We start from the raw sequence: 16,811 nt of genomic DNA on the forward strand, positions 1-16,811 counted from the left end.
ACCTCAATTTCTGCACTATTAGCGGTGGTAGTTATCTTACTCGCCTTTGGCGCTACTCGCTGCTACGTCAACAATACGGAATGCAGATGGGCGCTTGATAGCTGCGTCGTACCATAATGTGTATTGAGCGTAAGTAACACCAGTTTCTGGCTTACGGTATTGTTCAATCAATGAACCTTGTGGATCGTAGTTTTGGTGGTACATTGCGAAGTTACCAACGACTGGCTTTACAGCGTATGACGTAAAGTAAACTGGCACACCAATAACTGATTCAGGTTGTGCAGCATATAGTGTTGCAGAACCGTTAGCTAATACCTTGATAATCTTGTTGTAATCAGCACGCTTCATAAATACAGCTGCTTGATCAACATCAGCATCTGACAAGTCAGCCAAAGCATCAAGAATAGCAGTGAACAAATCGTCACCAGCAATGTGCTTGATGCCATTTGATGCGTCATACAATGACATGTGTTCCTCACCAACAACTGGCGTTGAGGCAAAGGCACGTGCTAATTCAAGCATTGAAGCTCCGTTAGCTAACTTTTGTTGTGCATATTGTAGCAATGCCAATGACGTACCAGCTACCAACGTATCAGTAAATCCGATACGAACCTTTGACTCGAAACGTCCGAAAGTAATTTGCTTTCCTGACACTTCGGCTTCGTTAGCTTCGGCACCTTCACCAATAGTCTTGAATGCGTCACCGAACTCAACGTCCAAAGCTGGAATACGCAAGTTGACCATTGATGATGTTGAGATAACACCACGTAATGGGTTTGGCATATCAGGCTCTGAGATTACTTCGTTTGACAAAGTAATTGGTAGGAAGTTGTCACCAACAACCGGACCATCTTCACCGTTAACTGATACGCCAGCAGCTTGCTTAAATCCGTTTAAGTCAATTGATTGACCTGACTTGATTACGCCACGTAGACGTTCTGCAAATGCATTAACATCTTTTTCAGCTGGTGTATCAGTAGCCTTCTTCTTCTTTGGATCCTCTGCATCAGCAGCAGCGGCTTCATCTTCTGCTTTCTTTGCTTCGTTATATTGCTCACGCATACCTTCGTAACGTTGCTTAGAATCAGCAGCAATTTTTTGCTTTTCAGAAATTTCTTCTGACGTAGCCTTAGGATTCAATAAAACTTCTTGGTACTTTTCGTTGTCAGCCTTAGCGACTTCACCTAGGTTTTGTACCGCACCACGCATTTGATATAAATTCATTACTTGATCTCCTTTAGATAAGCTTCGGCACTATCGATATAATCTTGAATTGCCTCAGCACGTTGTTTGCGTTCTTCCATGCTCATTCCCTCGGATTGTTCCTTGTCAGGTTTTTCTTGAGCATTCAAAAACTCCGGCACGTGTTCATACATGTCGGAGTATCGTTGTGATATTGATTGCATTACAGCTGGACGTTCATTCTTTTGATCAGCCCAACCAGCAGTGATTGCTTCATCAGCAGTTAGCCATGTTTCATTATCCATGACTGACTTGATTGCTTCTTTGTCGATACCAGTTTTCTCGTGGTAAATATTCACAGAGCTTTCACGAATTTGGTCTAACGTATCGGCCATCTCGCGTAACTCACTAGCATTACCAACTGCCATTGTGAATGGGTTGTGAATCATCAACATTGAACCAGTGTCCATCGTCAATGTATCACCAGCCATTGCAATAACCGAAGCAATTGAAGCAGCTAATCCCTCAACCGTTACATTAACCGTTGCAGGATTTTTCTTTAGCATATTGTAAATGGCAATTCCGTCGAACACGGAACCACCGGGTGAATTGATGGACATGTTGATTGTTTTAACTGGCCCAAGTTCTTTTAATGAATCTCGGAAATCAGTTGCTGAGACATCGCTATCCCATAACTTCTCAGAAACAATCTCACCATCAATATGAATTTCAGCAACTTCGTTATCCGTCGCTTTCATCTGAAAGTACATCGTTGTCTTCTGTCTCCTTTCCAGTTCGTTCTTCCATCGTGGCATCAGTTGGATATAAGTCTCCTGATATCCATAACTTGTTAGCGCCAGCTTGGTTGTTGATTGGAATACCTTCTAATTCTTGAATGTATTCTGGTGAAGCAATACCATTACGAATTAACATCTGGTAGTATGCGGTACGTGCAGCAGTATTTCCACGAAGCAACACGTTGGTATCGAACTTAAAATAAAAACCGGCTGCCTTTTGGCTGTCGGTTAATAGTTTCATATTCAATTCTGATTCATACTGTCGAACAATTGGTAAGATAGTTCCTTCAACGAACGTGATGAAATGTTCTTCGGAATCACGATAACCAGAACCCTGATCACCAGAGTTCAAGAATATCAGTGGGACGTTGAACACGTTGGCCACACGTCTGATATAAGTATCATCATTACGTGCAACATCAGCAGTCGCAATCTTACGGTCAATCGTATCAACTTCCATGCCCGGTTCGCTGAACAGCACACCAGAGTTATCTTTGATAAATGCTTGAACGTTTAATGCAACAGCTTTCTTACGAGTGTCATCAATGTTCTTATCAAACTTAATGGTAAATCCATCACGCTTAGACATTTCATTCAGCGAGAATTTATTGAAGGCCTCGTTATAATCTGCGGAACCTTGTAATACATCAATCGGACTAATTCCAACAACACGTGACGAACCAGTCAAATGTTTCAAGTGAATCATCTGATACGCTGGTACATACATCGCGCCATTTTGTCCTTGAACTTTATACCACACGGTAGAGTCGTCCGAATTAATAAATGGCATTACTAACCCATGGTCTAAATTCCAAAGTGCTTTCGGTTGTAGGTACTCATCGTATTGGATAAACACATAGGCGTTGCCAAATTCATTCCGGTCAACTTCCGCTTTGTGCCAAACATCATAAGACGAAAAAACCGGATTAGCTTGTTGAGAAACTAACCGATCAATTGAATCTGTTCTAATGTGTTTACGATCGGCATCATACAAGTCGACATTCATAGAAGCGATGATACCAGCAAGTCGAGTAATGACAGAAAAGATTACTGGGTCTTTCTGTAACTCGACCTTACCAGTTCCGAAAAGGTTATTCGTCATGATGAGAGGAGCAGAAGATGTACCGCTTGATTTTGGCGACGCGTTCAAACGTTCCCAAACATTATGTAGGATTCCCACAGGCACACTTCCTTTTTGATAATTTCTCTATACTACCATTATATAGCTGTATTGAACTATGGAATCTACAATTAGTCTACAATTAGTCTACACTTATTTTAACTAGTTATTTCCACACGAAATATGCCTCCGATTTCCACAGTGTGTAGCACCTCTGAAAATTCCAAAAATGACTCATTGGCGGATATTTCGGTATCGTCTTTCTATATATAGATTATTTCTTTTTATTTTTTTCTTTTATACTTTTTCTAAAAAAAGAGTAAATGAATCATTCTTAAAAAATGTAAGCGCTAACAACCTTATTATATAAACGTTTGTAGCTAGTGACTCATTTTTAAGGTAGAGTCAAAATGCGTCAAAATGAATCATTCATAGTTCGGTTATCACGAACATTGGTCTCATAATTCTCTCACCATTGTGGATATTTGTTCAACAATTAGTACAACCAATTTTATAGCTTAAACATAACTTAAATTAAACATAAAACAACCTTAAAACAATGACTCATTAGTGACGCATTTGTGACTCATTTCAAAAATGAATCATTCAAAAAAAGACGCCCATTAAGCGTCTAAATTCATCAGTTCTTCAAACGACATATACGTCAAATTTGGTTCACTATTATTTATATTTGATACCAACATTGGAGCAATTGTCACGTGGCAATTTAATGCTGCGGCAAATCCATCTATCTTTCGATAGCGACTAGTTTTCGTCGGCATCCAATTATTGTTACGGTCAGTTACTAATGCAACGTTTGATAGATACCATTTAAATAATCTACTATTGTTAAATACTACCTTGTGGTCAAGCATTAGTTCTTTGAAATTTTGTAATGGGCCACCTAGTGTGGTAAACCCTTGTCGAGTAACCTCAGTGTGGAAACCTTGGTTCTCTAACATCGCATTCAAAGTAATTGCTTTAGCTGGGTCATAGTTAATTTGTCTGATTGTATACTGCTTATCCATTTCGATTAACCAATCATAGACAGCACCATGGTCAACATGTTCGCCTGGCAATACGGTCATTTCATCTGCTTCTATCCATTCATTGAAACGTTCCTTATATTGTTCCTCACGATCATAACGTGCTTGTGGAATCCAAGTATGCTGCTTAATAAATATCCGACCATCTGGTAACGGGAATTCTAATGCAGCTGCCGTAAAATCTTCCGTATCAGAAAGGTCAAATCCGGCAACTGGGTGAATACCAGCTAATTCTGATTCATCTATTTCATCGTTATTAGCTAAAATGGTTTCCGCATCTAGCAAACTTTGTTCACCACTCTCACTGAACAGATTGAATTGCTTAGTTATCCAATCACGACGTTGCTGTGGTGTACGCATATCTTTTTTATAATTAGATAGTAAACTAAGTCCGTCCATCATTGGTAAGTTTGGATTAGCCTTGATCCACATTTCTGGGTTGTCAGCTTCCTTAACATCATCTATCTTAGCTAAGTAGTAAAATGAACGTTCATTTAAATTCTCGTCGTACTGTTCCAAAGTTTCTTTACCGCTTCGAAAGAAATCGGTCATTGGTCCGTCTAATACTGTACCAGCTGTACTGATATAAACAGTTAATGGTTGCATACGTTGTCCCATTGAACGACGCATAACCTCAATTAACTCATAATCTTTATACTCGTGGATTTCATCAAACACGGCAAAGCTAGTATTGAAACCATCTTTACTATGTTTCTCAGCAGACAATGATAATATTGTGGAGTGTGTTCTTTGATGCTCCACCTTGTGCATTGACTTAGTTGTCTTAAATCTTTTCTTTAGGAATTCCGATGCGTCAATCATCGCAATAGTTTCATCAACCAGTCGACCAGCTTGCGCTTTCATGTTGGCTAGTGCATAGACTTCGGCACCGTTTTCCCCGTCAAAACCTGCCATATATATAGCAAGTCCTGACTGGATTGTCGTTTTTCCGTTTTTACGTCCCACGAATATCAAACCTTCGTTGAATCTTCGCAGCCCTGTTTCCTTATCAACCCAGCCAAATATATTTCCTAACACGAAATGTTGCCATGGTTGTAGAACCAATCGTTTAATCGTACCTTTTGACGGCTTAGTGTTTTCCTCGATGAACCTGATTGGTCGCCATGCCTTTTCTTCATCGAACACCCATGGATAATCTGGATCGTTCTTACTTCGTTCCAAATCATTTAGATGTCGTTGTGCTGCCATAATATTTTCTTTCGATGCTGGCACCGTGCCATCAACTAATAATTGAGCATAGTATGTGGTAAGTAGTGTAGCAGAAGGTTCTGTTAGGTAATACCAGCCGTGATAATACTCGACTAACTCTTTCCACCACTTCTTTTGACCACTGAAATCCATCTTTAATGGATTAGTCTCAGTCCCACTCACTCTTTGTATCTTCCTTCTTTTCAGAACCAAATTGCTTGTTGGCCAGCGATGCACGGCTGCTTGGTGTAAAGCCAATTTCATTTCCTAATTTAACTAACTGTTGTGTTGTACGACGCCACTCGTTAATAGTTGGGTTATTTCTTACCACACCTTTTTCGTCAACATACGTCAATCCCATTGTGTCTATTTCAGCCCACAACTCATCGACCATTACGGCCGTTCGTGCGTAACTTGCAACTAATCTAACGTCTGCGTTGTGTAGTAGGGACATTTTCTTTAACATATTCTTTGTTTCATAGAACACATCACGCTCTTTTCCCTGCATATCATCAGGCGCAACAAACTTATCTGGTTGCACAACGTTCATTGCTTCCTCACGTTTCGTACGCCCTTCAATTTCTACTTTCGATTTTCTAAGTGCGTTTCCTTCCATAGTAATAACGTTGGCTGGCTTTGCTTTTCTTCCTGGCATTATTTACCCCACTTTCAATTGCTCGTTTGCTAAGACACTTGCTGCTGCGGCAATGATTGCACCTGCTAAATCATCAGCAAATGTGTTGATGTGTTCCTTATCTTGGTCTAATTCACCGATAATGCCACGCTTCATACGGTCTTCATATCCATAATTTGTTGTGGCAATCGTTCCATACAGACTAGCGATGCCGAATGCAAGGTGTTCGTCTACCCCAAACATTGGATCATCATTTGCAATCTTGCTGGCTAGTGACTGGTACTTGCTATCCACATGATTATTTTCGACTAGCTCATCAAGTAGCAACATTGTAAAAATGTAATCTTGGACGATTGGGTTGGCCATGACTTCGCCCACTGCCATGTACGCATCAGTTTGTACTAGCTCTGGATTATGCGTGATTTGATTCTCATATACGATGTTAGCCAGACTTTCTGACGTGATTCCACGACTTTCCAACATCTTTTCTACCTTATATAACTCCATTATTGTTCTCGTTTCATATTGTTTTACTTTAATATTACTTTATAAAACAGTGTATAAAATCTACAATTAGTCTACATTTGCAATTAGCCCTATCCCTTTGTACTACTGGTTTTTTCGTGAAGTTTATATTTATTAGGCAACATGTTGAACAATAAAATGAAGATGAAAAAATGAAGTTTTTGCACACGAAGGGCAATCCCGTTCAATAGTTATATTTTTAATCCATATACCTTTGGTAGGGGGGTACTTATAAACATTGATATACCAAGGGTTACAGCTATTTAAAGCAGGTAGACCAATCAAATTATTTGGTTTCAAAAAGTTATACTATTTTAAATCTGTTCGGTGTTTCTGATCGTGTTTGATCGACCGCTCGATGTATATTTATGCAAGGTTATGTATAAATATAAATGTTAGTCACGGTTAAATAATAAGTATGTCATTGTGTATGTAGTCTATTCTGATTGTTGTAAAAAACGAATAGAACATAGTATGTATATCTAGATGTAGTAGTATATATGTATAGATAGTTGTTAGATACGTTAGTACATGTATCTATACAACCTAGTACGCAATACTAGATACATTCTTATTTGTTTCTATGGTAGAAAAGTAGTAATAAAAAGAATTTTAAAAGTCATGTAACCGTTGTGGCCGTAAGATCCGTGACGTGTTTGTACATGTGCATTTGCAAATTAGTTGTTGACAGTTAATACATACCGTGAGATTATAGTTATGTCGAAAGGCAACAACGACAAAAAATAAAAGTTCCAAAAATGCCTTGACAAGTTGAAACATACTTGATAACATGGTGTTGTTGAGTTGGTCACTAAGGTTTGCGGGTACGTCCCCTTACTTCGGTAATTGTTAACAGTGATGTATCGCTTGTTACATATCAGTTAGTACCGTTACGCGGTCGCTGGTAACACCCAATACAGTGATGTTAAAAATTAAACTTGACATGTTGAAACTAACCATGTTACAATGGTTTTGTTGATTGATAACCACAACGTTAAAAAAGTTTATCAATTAAATGTTGACAAGTTGAAACTAACCTGATAGCATTTAAGTCGTTGGCAAAGGTTGAAACTTACCAACCCAATCACAATAGTTTTAGTTCATTGACAATTAAATAGCGCGCTAGATTGATAGGGTCGCTGGGGTCTGCGGATACGTACGACAGTACAGGATAACCAGAATGTATGCGGTGGTAAGCCGTATATAGAAGTGATGTATAAAATGAGCGCGAATGATTGGTAATAGTACGCCAATAATACATATACGATTTGGATATATGAAACGAAAGGAAAAGGTGAAATTTATGACGACATACATGACAGGAATAGTAGCGGCATTATACCGTGATCTAGAAACTCGTTACAACGAAACAGGTTCAACTTGGAATTATACGTATGAGTTGGGGCAAATAAAATATATTGAGCAGTACGTGGATAATGATGATTTTAACCACTTCTTCTATAACCGCTTACAGCAAGTGCTGCCTACTCTTACGGCAGAAGAAAAAGCTGATAGTGAAGCAGGTTTGGAAATTGCAGTTATCATTACCGGCGAATGGGAATATGGAGTAAATAAATGAAAGCCCAAGCAATCGTACTACTAGCAATGACGGCACTGGGTCTCACTCATACGGGAACAGTCCACGCCCCTAAACGGGTGAATTGGTATGACCACGACAAGGAAATAATCGTGTATAACGGTAGTTCTGAAATAGTTGCGGACTTGGTTAAATATGACGGCGCATTTTATGACTACTCAAAAGCCGGTGTGACGTTGAGTAAACCAGTTAGTCCGGAAAAATATAACAATTCAGAATATAAGTTACAGGAATTTTAGTTCCTTGTATTGAGCTATTAAGTAATTCTTGATAGTTGAATACTGGTGATTAAACCGGTAGAAAGAAAGGTATTTATTATGCACAAAACAGTAGAAACAATTGCAAAAAGCAAGACAACTAACGGACAACCAAGTTTACATAGTGTTCACATTTCGTCTGAACAATTGGTAACAACGGACAGGCACGTACTAATTCGTGAACAATTCAAAACACCGATTGATAATCTAAATGGGGAACTGACGATTGATCCAAACGGTGTACCACTGAATGTGAACTATCCCGACACGGATAGATTGATACCAACGGACGATAACATTCGATACCACTTGAATATTGAAGCAGGCAAATGGGTAGATATTATTCAGGTGTATAAGAAAAACATGTATGCAGCAATCAATATCACGGACGGAATTGTGACGATTGCATTTGGCGAATCGTCTGACGATTTGAGTGGTGAATTTGAAATTGGTAAATCGGATAATGAAGATTTGACAATCTACTTTCAACCCAAGTTTTTGAAAATGATCGGAGACTACGGCAAGGAAGTAATCGGGCGCAACTTTAAAGATTCGTATTTTGAATTGGAAGTTGTAAGTCGGTACGAACCAGCAAAAGTAATTTTTGAGAATGACGATATTACAGGAACATTTTTGGTAACACCATTGCACGTTAATTAAGATTGGAGAATAAAATTATGTTTAAAAAATTAGCAGTTTCAACCGCAGTATTGGCAACAGTAATTCTTGGTGGTACGGTCACAGCGCACGCTGACGAATTCGGTAGTGATAACCCAAACGGACAACGTACGGAATACATCGTACAATCTGGCGACACGTTACAAACAATTGCATGGAAAGAAGGTTTTTCACTTGGTAGCCTAGCATTGGTAAATGGCATTGAAAATTGGAATCACATCGAAGTTGGCCAGAAGTTGGTGTTAGATTATACCCCCACTATTTATGATGAAATTGCAATCAATAAAGAAAATGAGCTGACAGAACAATATGGCGGATTCGATGAAATTGACGACGACACATACAATTACATTTTATGGACAGCAGACGAAGAAATGATCAAGATTGATTAGGAGAATTGACAAATGAAAACATACGCAGACCAAATAAACGCAACCGTATCGTCAATTGAATGGTTCGACGAATACTCTGATATTGCAGTTGAGAATTGGCGAGAATTATCAGGAGTACCTGACGCAATCAGAAATAGTGAAACGTTGGTGTACGAATTGTATGAAGTGAAAATTAAGGACGACAGCGAATTAAGCCGATTAGGAATTTGGTTTGATCCACAGATGAAAACTTATATCATGCCAGTATTGCCTGGAGATTTGGAAACAGCAGATTCGTGCAGCGAAATGAACTGGGAAAATGTAAAACAAGACGCACGATACTGGGCGTTTAATAACTAGAATTGGAGTAGAGAAATGAAAAGAATTTTAACGACTAACACCGGTACAGAATACGTTACCACTGGTAAAGACGTATATGAGATATTTGACAAACTGCTTGAAGATTATGACGAAGATATTTTATATTACCTGAAAAATTTATATTACGATTGGTGGGTAGAAGCTGACAATTGGTATGAGGAATTGAATTTAAATAAAGATACCCTCAAGAAATTTAAGGACAACGCTACTGTGGAATCAATGGAACGTGCGATTACAGACACTGATAAAAATTATGGACATGTAGAATTGGAGAAATAAAATGATTAAATATAACGTACTACCACCAAAGACACAAATTAAATTCATGCAGAAACTAGAAGACGCTTTACCACAAGGCGTTTATGAATTTGCTAGTTACCCTGCACGTGACGGTAAGATGTATTTCGTATCGGGAAATGATATTACAATTACATGGTATGCACGCGCACCAAAGATGAAGTCGCTCAATGAATTGATGTTCAATAATCAATCAGAATTACTTACGTATATTACAAAGGAGCTAGCATAATGACTTATAACGAACTATGGAATTTAATAGATTTGACAGCGCTGATTGACGATGTGGACACAGACGACATCAACCGTATGTTATCGGTGATTAACGCACACCCTGCCCTAACCACAGAGTTACGCAGTATGAATGCAGATGATTTAGAATCGGCACTACTAGAATTGATGGAGAGAATTGGATAGTATAAATTCCCTACTACACGTGGTATAATCGATTTTGAGGTAGCGGAATGAATACGGAAAATCAATACACACCCGCACGGCAACGGGCACAAAAGAAATATTATGACGAGAATAAATCGGTACGCGAACACGCAAATAATCTAGCTGGTGCAAAGTATTTCGTGAAGTGGTTGGCCAGCGAAAGTGACATGATTGATTTGCAACATTACTTTACTGACCCGAATTATAAAGCGCCACACGAACACGGTAATACACGTCAGTTTACTAAGCAACGTAGCAAGGCACGCAAATATGTCAGGTTTGAGGACGCGGATTGGCTAATGTTGTACGAGTTATACATGGAATATAAGGATCATCGGGACGAGTGGGCAGAATAAATCGCTCATAGAATACGTTTATATGACGTCGAAAATGGAGAAATCACACAATGAATGCAGAAGAAGAACAGAAATGGAAGAATCGTAAGAAGGTTGCGAAGTCAAAAGGGAAAAAATTTATTCGAGAATACGCAACTGAAGAAGAACTAGATTGGGCAGCAGAATTGATAAATAAAAAATGGAACGGTGAGGAGATTAAATAATGCCTTACAAAGACAATGAGAAACAAGTTAAGTACACCACTGCTTATAACTTGGTACACAAGCAACAAGCAAAACGTAATCAAGCTAAAGCATTATATAAAACATACGTCCGAGATTTCGCAGATGATATTGATTTAGAAGAATTGCGTGATATGATACGAGCAAGACGACAGGAACTAAAAGGTTGATAGTTATGAATAGCAATACTAAAAGACGCCCACCGATAATTCAGTGAGCGTTTTGTTATATATAAATAAGTTCGGCTAGTATGTAGCTTTCACCAAGTCCACAACTTCTGACACATCAATTTCGTATGTCGTATTGAGTAAGTCAAATGTAGATTCCATCGCAACTGGCAAGCTTGGCATTGTGGTTAGTTTTAATAATGCAAAATCGATATGCCGTCTTGATTCAACTCTTCTAGTTCATCAGCAATACGACTCAACTGTTCAATCTTTGCAAATTCTAATCGTTGATCAATCGTACTTACTCTATGGCTTAAATCTTTAATATCTTCCATTACATAATCTTCCTTTCAGGATTGGCAGTTGGAATTGGCTCAACTAATCCGAAACCGCTTAGGATATTAATTAACTCTTCGGAATTGATTGATTTTTCAAAATCAGATACCGAAATTACTCCGTCCATTTATACAATCTTCCCCTTGTAATCACGAGTTTCAATGCTGCGGAAATCAAATGTTTGTAATTCGTCCAGCGAATTGACATAACTATCTGGTCCAATAGCCGTCATTAAGTTGATTGGATTAGCATTCCAGTCACCAACATAGTACGTTACCGTAGGTTTACCAGTAGCTTTTGCATATCCTAATTCGTATGCAGTTCCGCTATCCTCATTGCCTGCTTCGAGTACACCTAGTGTGAAGTCTGAGTTTCGGATAGCGGTTTCGTCTGCGTTATACGTATTCACACCCCACTTGAAGTCAGGGTTGAAGTCGCCGTTCTCATCGTACACATTACCTTCCGACTGATTCAAAAGTGGCAAATGTACGTATGCAACTGTTGGATTATTTAATAATGCTCGATACCCAGTGACTAACGTTTTAATCTGCACATCTGAAAACCAACCGGCCCCAAAATATCCGGTCTTTGCACCCGGTAACTTGTCATTTGGTGCTTGCGATTGAATCTCTAGTAATTGTTTAATTAGTTCGTCCATTTATTTTCCCTCCGATTGTAAATTCTTTAGCATATCTTGTAAGCCTAGATAATAACCAAATGAAAATTCAGTTGCAGCCGTTTCTGAATAGCTACCATAGTCATGCTTTCTGTTATATTCGTAGCTGGCTTTGGCTTTGCGTAATAGCTCGAACGTTTGTTGGTTAAATTTTAGTTTCAATACATCACCATTGGCCGTGTAAGACCGTCCTTAATTGTGCCAACACTAATGTTTTCCGTACGACTATCTATTTCCACACGTTCACTATGGTCAATCACACTAGCAAACGCACGTTCCTTAATCATTCCTTCTGCTATCACAATTAAATCATCATAGTAAGTTAGATCAGATACCATATCAATTGCCGTATTATATGTAGCACTTTTATTCATTGCCTCATCAGCTAATGCCGTCGCTAGTTTCTCTATTTCATTATCGTAATTCATTTAACGCGTCCTCCAATGCTTTACGGTATCCGACATCATAACCACCGTACCAGTCATTATCGGTCAGAGTTTGTGACCGATTAACAGCCGTCTTCATTTTATTAAGCTTATATATGAATTGATTTTTCTGATCATGAAGCGCTTCTTCTGCTGGTAGATTATTTAAGTTCATCTAATACGTGCCTCCAATGCTTGTTGATTGATTACATTTACAACCAATCTAAGCAATGCTTTTTCTGCATCAGTTCTATATCTAGCACTCTTGCTTTCGTAGACATACGTGATTGCTTCACTATATGTTTCCGTATTGTTGATTGCACTTTCTGCTACTGCCATCGCTAACTTATCTAATTCTTTTGCTGCCTCTTGTAATTCCATTGTTTTACCTCACTGTTTTCTACATGCCGTTCAATTCGATTGGCTGCTTGCTTGTAATACTTCTGTGTATGTTTGCTGTCGGGTTCATCGTACTCATCTAGACGAGTGAACTTATTTAATGCTTGTAGTCGATTCATTTACCCTTCCATTTCCACAACGGTGTGTCACCACGGTTACGACTTCTAAAATCAACAATTTCCCATGACTCAAACTGCTTACGATAACCCTTGTTAGGTAGAATAAACTCCGCTCGTCTCACCCGACGATTAGCTATTTTCTTATATGTAATATGTTTTGTATGATTACGAAACGACTTGTCTGGCCGCCACATGCTGTGTCTGTAACTTCTTGACATAACCTTTAACCTCCAACATCAAACGAAAGTCATTGCTATTATTTAATTGATTGACAATGCTATCTAGGAACCGTTTCATATTCGGCATCGGATTAACAGTAATGTCAGGTAACACATCTAGATCACTATCGTATACACCATAATCAGTAGTCGTAAAATGGTGTTCGAACAATGGTCTGCCGTATGTTACAAATGAACTATTCCAAACCATGAACATCACGTTGTGGACATCATGCAAGTCGCAATTGTCTTTCATATATTTAGCTATTGTTAGTTTATCCACAATCATTCCTCCTACTAAAAAGGAACGCCTTTAAACGTTCCCTAATTATATGTATTGCACGACTACTAGCTAGTACCGCTGTTCCTCACCGTATCTTCGTGGCGAAACAACGCTAGTCGTACAAGTACACTGCAACTTTATCTAGAATGGGTGTTGCGAACCCACAGTTCATCTGTTCATCGTGTCTATTGTAAAGACGTAAGTAACTCAACCCTTCCGACCAGTTACCATTGGTTTTGTGCGTGTCACACAGGATATTATATGTATGCCGGCTTGAGAATATAGCCACAGCTCGAACGCCTTTAATTGCATTATGATTTCGCAACGTTTCCACGCTATCCCTAACGTATCGTTCATGTTCATATTATTACTTCATAAGTATCTCGGCACGTTTCACTTAGGTAAGATGCAGCTAACATCTAACTTGCGCTACTAGTTACTGAACCGTTTCGTCTTGCGAACAGCCACGGCACTCACTTCGTTATTGTAACGGTGAGTATTAGAACACATCACTCATGAAGGCAAAGCACTTTTGCTTGTAAGTATAATGTTTAATAGATTGTATTATTTACCGGTCAATTCAACGATGTGGCCTTGCAGGAGTTCCGTTACCTTTTGAGTAACAGAATGCTCCACACCGCCTATTGTGTTTTGTTTGTAGGACGCAACACTTGAAGTAGTGATCACTGGTTGTCAGTCAGCAATATAATTCATTCGTATCGCATGCGATTTACGGTCGCATACTGTTTAGTAGTCCTTTGGAATGACCGTTGACATGGTGTCTCATCATTTGACATCAACCAAGCGTTCCTTAGGACTACATTACGTGCATAGATTGACCATTACTGGCACGACTACGAATTCCGAGTAGTCTTTTTCGCTAACGTCACCGCTAGTTATCAGGGCTATGCCCCCTATGAATACCCCGCTTTGCCAAACATCAACTAGGAGGATTTTAATTAAGTTTATCGCCTGCACTTAATCTTTAATATCCGTAACCGGAATCGAACCGATTATTACTACCATACGGACACCACATTTAAATAGAAATATCAGAATAGCCACAAGAAAATGTAGCTAACGAGAACTACTGGATTCGAACCAGTGACATCATGATTAACGATCATACGCTCTACCAACTGAGCTAAGTTCCCATAAATGGTAGCAAGCCGGGAAACTATGCTACCTATAAGGATAATGTTTTGCTAATCCAAAGGATAAGCAATGCAATAGCCGAAGATTCGAACTCCGCATAGTTACAATTAAGAACTACGACCACCTACTATTGTCAACGATAGTAAGGCACCCAGTGCTGACAATTAAATTGCTTTCTACCGTTTATTCACAACCAGTAATATGTGATACCTAGGGTTCTGTCCTACCATAATAATGTGTGAGACAGTCACGCATACTTTAGTTTGTGATATGCCACGGTCGGGATTCGAACCCAACACTCACTATCGGATGAAATAGCAAGTTGACCTCATACTCCGTGGCTGTTATGTCAGACTTCCGACTATCGGTGAGACATAACAATCACCGTAGGACACTAACGATATATGTGCCAAGTGTTACCGTTACCAAGTCTTGAAAGATATTAACCACCGCATCACCAGTCGGTTAATAGTTTCTCATTGATAATCCAATTAATGAACAGAATCTTATTAGGCGCGACCTAAATGGCTGTCAACTGTTCAAGAGGATCGTCCTAAATCGAACGGGAATCTTGGCTGTTCCTACCATGCAATTACCATTATTGCTACGATCCTGTTCGGAATGTGTGAGGCACGATCTCACAACTGATATATACCAGCAACGGTTTAGCGAACCGCCTGCTAACCAACTTCGCTTACATTCCATATATGCCAGGAGCTACCCTGGACTTTCGTAGACACACAATGCCTAGCTAGTTAAGCCTCCTCATCACGGACGTTCTCGGTGTGACCTATTCCGTACATTTACAGTGTCCTACTACGTGAGCGGCAGGAATCGAACCTACGATGCATGAGAGGTTTTCAAGACCTCATGCAATCTTTCAAGTATATGGTACTCACACATTATGCAAGTATTATTCCATATATTCTTAGCCATGCGCCTTCCAATACGCTACACTCACTATGCAAGCAGTTAGGATTCGCACCTAACAATCTGATATTTTTCAGAGTTTCTAATCGAGTATTAACAGACTTCTAGAAGCTATTGCCAACACTCGAGCTTTACCTATTCCGCCACACTTGCTTTACCCACCGACTTGTGAGACTATCTCCGTCAGCCATAGGGATTTCGTCATTCAACCTGATTACCAATGACAGTTGGTTTATACGTGCACTATCAGGAACACATACCTCGATATAACCAGCCAGTTTATCAGGGTGTAATAGTCATTCACGTGGCACATTATTTTTAAGATTTAAATTGTCGTTAGACGTGTAATGTAATCAGAATAATCTGATGCGAGTCACTTGGGATTGCCCTCCCAGGTGGCTCAATACTTCTCTCAAGTACATATATCATTATACGATAACCTATCTTTAAAATCAACTATATTTATGATATTATAAAACTATGTTGAATAAGATAAAAGAATTACGCAAGTCAAATGGTCTCACGCAAGCACAATTAGCCAGTAAAATTGGTGTGTCACAACCTACGTTAAGCCTATTAGAAAAGGACGGTAACAGCTTGGAGGATATGCTACCTATCGCCCAATACTTTGGTGTATCGCTTGATTATTTGGTTTCTGGACACCTCAAGGTAATTGCTAAGCAAGACTATAAAACGCTCACAGACGCACGCTCACAAGCTAATAACGCACTTGAATTTCTAACGTTAACGTTAACGTTGACTAGCCTATCCGATGAGGAACTCACTGACTACTATCGTGGCTACCTAACTATCGTCCCATCGAATGAAGATAGCTATTATTTACGGTTCAAAGTGAAGTCGATTCACAACGGCTACCTACGTGTGGACACCACTACTGGATCAATGTCATTCGTTCCCAAAGAACAAGCCAATTTATTTACCGAGAGTGAAGCTGCATCGTATGGTAATTTATTCTCAATGGAAAAAGCACCCG

Annotated in this window: 27 protein-coding genes and 2 tRNA genes; 12 read left to right on the forward strand and 17 right to left on the reverse strand. The window is 39.2% G+C overall.

The window, feature by feature from the left end:
* Nucleotides 1-36: 36 nt before the first annotated feature.
* The 6 genes from HMPREF0877_RS09170 to HMPREF0877_RS09195 all read right to left on the reverse strand — a co-directional run bounded on the left by HMPREF0877_RS09170 (nt 37) and on the right by HMPREF0877_RS09195 (nt 6,495).
* Nucleotides 37-1,224 (reverse strand): phage major capsid protein, encoded by a 1,188-nt coding sequence (locus HMPREF0877_RS09170; protein WP_002829102.1) that lies wholly within the window; start codon nt 1,222-1,224, stop codon nt 37-39.
* Nucleotides 1,224-1,952 (reverse strand): head maturation protease, ClpP-related, encoded by a 729-nt coding sequence (locus tag HMPREF0877_RS09175; protein ID WP_002829103.1) that lies wholly within the window; start codon nt 1,950-1,952, stop codon nt 1,224-1,226. Before HMPREF0877_RS09175 ends, HMPREF0877_RS09170 begins: the two co-directional genes overlap by 1 nt.
* A complete protein-coding gene (locus HMPREF0877_RS09180; RefSeq protein WP_050755332.1) occupies nt 1,924-3,159 on the reverse strand; it encodes a phage portal protein in 1,236 nt (411 codons plus the stop codon). The genes HMPREF0877_RS09175 and HMPREF0877_RS09180 overlap by 29 nt, the downstream gene beginning before the upstream one ends.
* Nucleotides 3,160-3,722: 563 nt before the next feature.
* Nucleotides 3,723-5,537, reverse strand: a complete 1,815-nt coding sequence (locus tag HMPREF0877_RS09185; protein WP_002829105.1) for a terminase large subunit — start codon at nt 5,535-5,537, stop codon at nt 3,723-3,725.
* Nucleotides 5,524-6,009: a phage terminase small subunit P27 family gene (locus tag HMPREF0877_RS09190; RefSeq protein ID WP_002829107.1), complete on the reverse strand. Its 486-nt coding sequence runs from the start codon at nt 6,007-6,009 to the stop codon at nt 5,524-5,526. The genes HMPREF0877_RS09185 and HMPREF0877_RS09190 overlap by 14 nt, the downstream gene beginning before the upstream one ends.
* A 3-nt stretch (nt 6,010-6,012) precedes the next feature.
* Entirely contained in the window at nt 6,013-6,495 is a 483-nt protein-coding gene (locus HMPREF0877_RS09195; protein ID WP_002829109.1) for a phosphatidylglycerophosphatase A family protein, read from the reverse strand.
* Nucleotides 6,496-7,816: 1,321 nt separating this feature from the next.
* Between HMPREF0877_RS09195 and HMPREF0877_RS09200 the strand changes: the two genes are divergently transcribed.
* From HMPREF0877_RS09200 to HMPREF0877_RS09245, 11 genes are all read left to right on the forward strand, one after another.
* Complete coding sequence (locus tag HMPREF0877_RS09200) at nt 7,817-8,092, forward strand: hypothetical protein (protein WP_040761178.1); 276 nt, start codon at nt 7,817-7,819, stop codon at nt 8,090-8,092.
* A complete protein-coding gene (locus HMPREF0877_RS09205) occupies nt 8,089-8,349 on the forward strand; it encodes a hypothetical protein (protein WP_002829112.1) in 261 nt (86 codons plus the stop codon). Before HMPREF0877_RS09200 ends, HMPREF0877_RS09205 begins: the two co-directional genes overlap by 4 nt.
* A 78-nt stretch (nt 8,350-8,427) precedes the next feature.
* A complete protein-coding gene (locus HMPREF0877_RS09210; RefSeq protein WP_040761182.1) occupies nt 8,428-9,027 on the forward strand; it encodes a hypothetical protein in 600 nt (199 codons plus the stop codon).
* Nucleotides 9,028-9,044: 17 nt separating this feature from the next.
* Nucleotides 9,045-9,437 carry a LysM peptidoglycan-binding domain-containing protein gene (locus HMPREF0877_RS09215; protein WP_002829114.1) on the forward strand — a complete coding sequence of 131 codons (393 nt, stop codon included), beginning with the start codon at nt 9,045-9,047 and terminating at the stop codon, nt 9,435-9,437.
* A gap of 12 nt (nt 9,438-9,449) precedes the next feature.
* Nucleotides 9,450-9,776, forward strand: coding sequence for a hypothetical protein (locus HMPREF0877_RS09220; protein WP_002829115.1), 327 nt, complete (start codon nt 9,450-9,452; stop codon nt 9,774-9,776).
* Between the two features lie 15 nt (nt 9,777-9,791).
* Nucleotides 9,792-10,076 (forward strand): hypothetical protein, encoded by a 285-nt coding sequence (locus tag HMPREF0877_RS09225; protein ID WP_002829116.1) that lies wholly within the window; start codon nt 9,792-9,794, stop codon nt 10,074-10,076.
* A 1-nt stretch (nt 10,077) separates the two neighbouring features.
* Nucleotides 10,078-10,326 carry a hypothetical protein gene (locus HMPREF0877_RS09230; RefSeq protein WP_002829118.1) on the forward strand — a complete coding sequence of 83 codons (249 nt, stop codon included), beginning with the start codon at nt 10,078-10,080 and terminating at the stop codon, nt 10,324-10,326.
* On the forward strand, nt 10,326-10,511 hold the full coding sequence (locus tag HMPREF0877_RS09235) for a hypothetical protein (protein ID WP_002829120.1): 186 nt from the start codon (nt 10,326-10,328) through the stop codon (nt 10,509-10,511). The genes HMPREF0877_RS09230 and HMPREF0877_RS09235 overlap by 1 nt, the downstream gene beginning before the upstream one ends.
* 47 nt (nt 10,512-10,558) lie before the next feature.
* Nucleotides 10,559-10,888 (forward strand): hypothetical protein, encoded by a 330-nt coding sequence (locus HMPREF0877_RS09240; RefSeq protein ID WP_002829121.1) that lies wholly within the window; start codon nt 10,559-10,561, stop codon nt 10,886-10,888.
* A 50-nt stretch (nt 10,889-10,938) separates the two neighbouring features.
* Nucleotides 10,939-11,091 (forward strand): hypothetical protein, encoded by a 153-nt coding sequence (locus tag HMPREF0877_RS10195; protein WP_002829123.1) that lies wholly within the window; start codon nt 10,939-10,941, stop codon nt 11,089-11,091.
* Nucleotides 11,091-11,279 carry a hypothetical protein gene (locus HMPREF0877_RS09245; RefSeq protein WP_002829125.1) on the forward strand — a complete coding sequence of 63 codons (189 nt, stop codon included), beginning with the start codon at nt 11,091-11,093 and terminating at the stop codon, nt 11,277-11,279. Before HMPREF0877_RS10195 ends, HMPREF0877_RS09245 begins: the two co-directional genes overlap by 1 nt.
* A 191-nt stretch (nt 11,280-11,470) precedes the next feature.
* Here the strand turns inward: HMPREF0877_RS09245 and HMPREF0877_RS10200 are convergent, their stop codons facing one another.
* The 11 genes from HMPREF0877_RS10200 to HMPREF0877_RS10210 form a co-directional block, all read right to left on the reverse strand.
* The gene (locus tag HMPREF0877_RS10200; protein WP_002829126.1) at nt 11,471-11,611 is read right to left on the reverse strand and encodes a hypothetical protein; all 141 of its coding nucleotides are present in this window, start codon (nt 11,609-11,611) and stop codon (nt 11,471-11,473) included.
* Nucleotides 11,611-11,739 carry a hypothetical protein gene (locus tag HMPREF0877_RS10465; protein ID WP_002829127.1) on the reverse strand — a complete coding sequence of 43 codons (129 nt, stop codon included), beginning with the start codon at nt 11,737-11,739 and terminating at the stop codon, nt 11,611-11,613. Before HMPREF0877_RS10465 ends, HMPREF0877_RS10200 begins: the two co-directional genes overlap by 1 nt.
* Nucleotides 11,740-12,270: a nucleoside 2-deoxyribosyltransferase gene (locus HMPREF0877_RS09250; protein ID WP_002829128.1), complete on the reverse strand. Its 531-nt coding sequence runs from the start codon at nt 12,268-12,270 to the stop codon at nt 11,740-11,742.
* Nucleotides 12,271-12,450, reverse strand: a complete 180-nt coding sequence (locus tag HMPREF0877_RS09255) for a hypothetical protein (RefSeq protein ID WP_002829129.1) — start codon at nt 12,448-12,450, stop codon at nt 12,271-12,273. It lies immediately after the preceding gene.
* Nucleotides 12,447-12,716, reverse strand: a complete 270-nt coding sequence (locus tag HMPREF0877_RS09260) for a hypothetical protein (protein ID WP_002829130.1) — start codon at nt 12,714-12,716, stop codon at nt 12,447-12,449. The genes HMPREF0877_RS09255 and HMPREF0877_RS09260 overlap by 4 nt, the downstream gene beginning before the upstream one ends.
* Nucleotides 12,703-12,888, reverse strand: a complete 186-nt coding sequence (locus tag HMPREF0877_RS09265; RefSeq protein WP_002829131.1) for a hypothetical protein — start codon at nt 12,886-12,888, stop codon at nt 12,703-12,705. Before HMPREF0877_RS09265 ends, HMPREF0877_RS09260 begins: the two co-directional genes overlap by 14 nt.
* On the reverse strand, nt 12,885-13,094 hold the full coding sequence (locus HMPREF0877_RS09270; RefSeq protein WP_002829132.1) for a hypothetical protein: 210 nt from the start codon (nt 13,092-13,094) through the stop codon (nt 12,885-12,887). The genes HMPREF0877_RS09265 and HMPREF0877_RS09270 overlap by 4 nt, the downstream gene beginning before the upstream one ends.
* Nucleotides 13,064-13,231, reverse strand: a complete 168-nt coding sequence (locus HMPREF0877_RS10205) for a hypothetical protein (RefSeq protein ID WP_155809310.1) — start codon at nt 13,229-13,231, stop codon at nt 13,064-13,066. Before HMPREF0877_RS10205 ends, HMPREF0877_RS09270 begins: the two co-directional genes overlap by 31 nt.
* Before the next feature lie 165 nt (nt 13,232-13,396).
* Complete coding sequence (locus tag HMPREF0877_RS09275) at nt 13,397-13,732, reverse strand: hypothetical protein (RefSeq protein ID WP_040761184.1); 336 nt, start codon at nt 13,730-13,732, stop codon at nt 13,397-13,399.
* Between the two features lie 1,081 nt (nt 13,733-14,813).
* Nucleotides 14,814-14,886: transfer RNA gene (locus HMPREF0877_RS09280), tRNA-Asn, on the reverse strand.
* A gap of 820 nt (nt 14,887-15,706) precedes the next feature.
* Nucleotides 15,707-15,848 (reverse strand) — tRNA-Ser (locus HMPREF0877_RS10210).
* A gap of 449 nt (nt 15,849-16,297) precedes the next feature.
* On the opposite strand from HMPREF0877_RS10210, the gene HMPREF0877_RS09285 reads away from it, so the two are divergent.
* The coding region (locus HMPREF0877_RS09285; RefSeq protein WP_002829135.1) for a helix-turn-helix transcriptional regulator at nt 16,298-16,811 on the forward strand (514 nt) is incomplete at its 3' end.

This window comes from Weissella paramesenteroides ATCC 33313 (assembly GCF_000160575.1).
In the GTDB taxonomy this organism is placed as follows: Bacteria; Bacillota; Bacilli; order Lactobacillales; family Lactobacillaceae; genus Weissella; species Weissella paramesenteroides.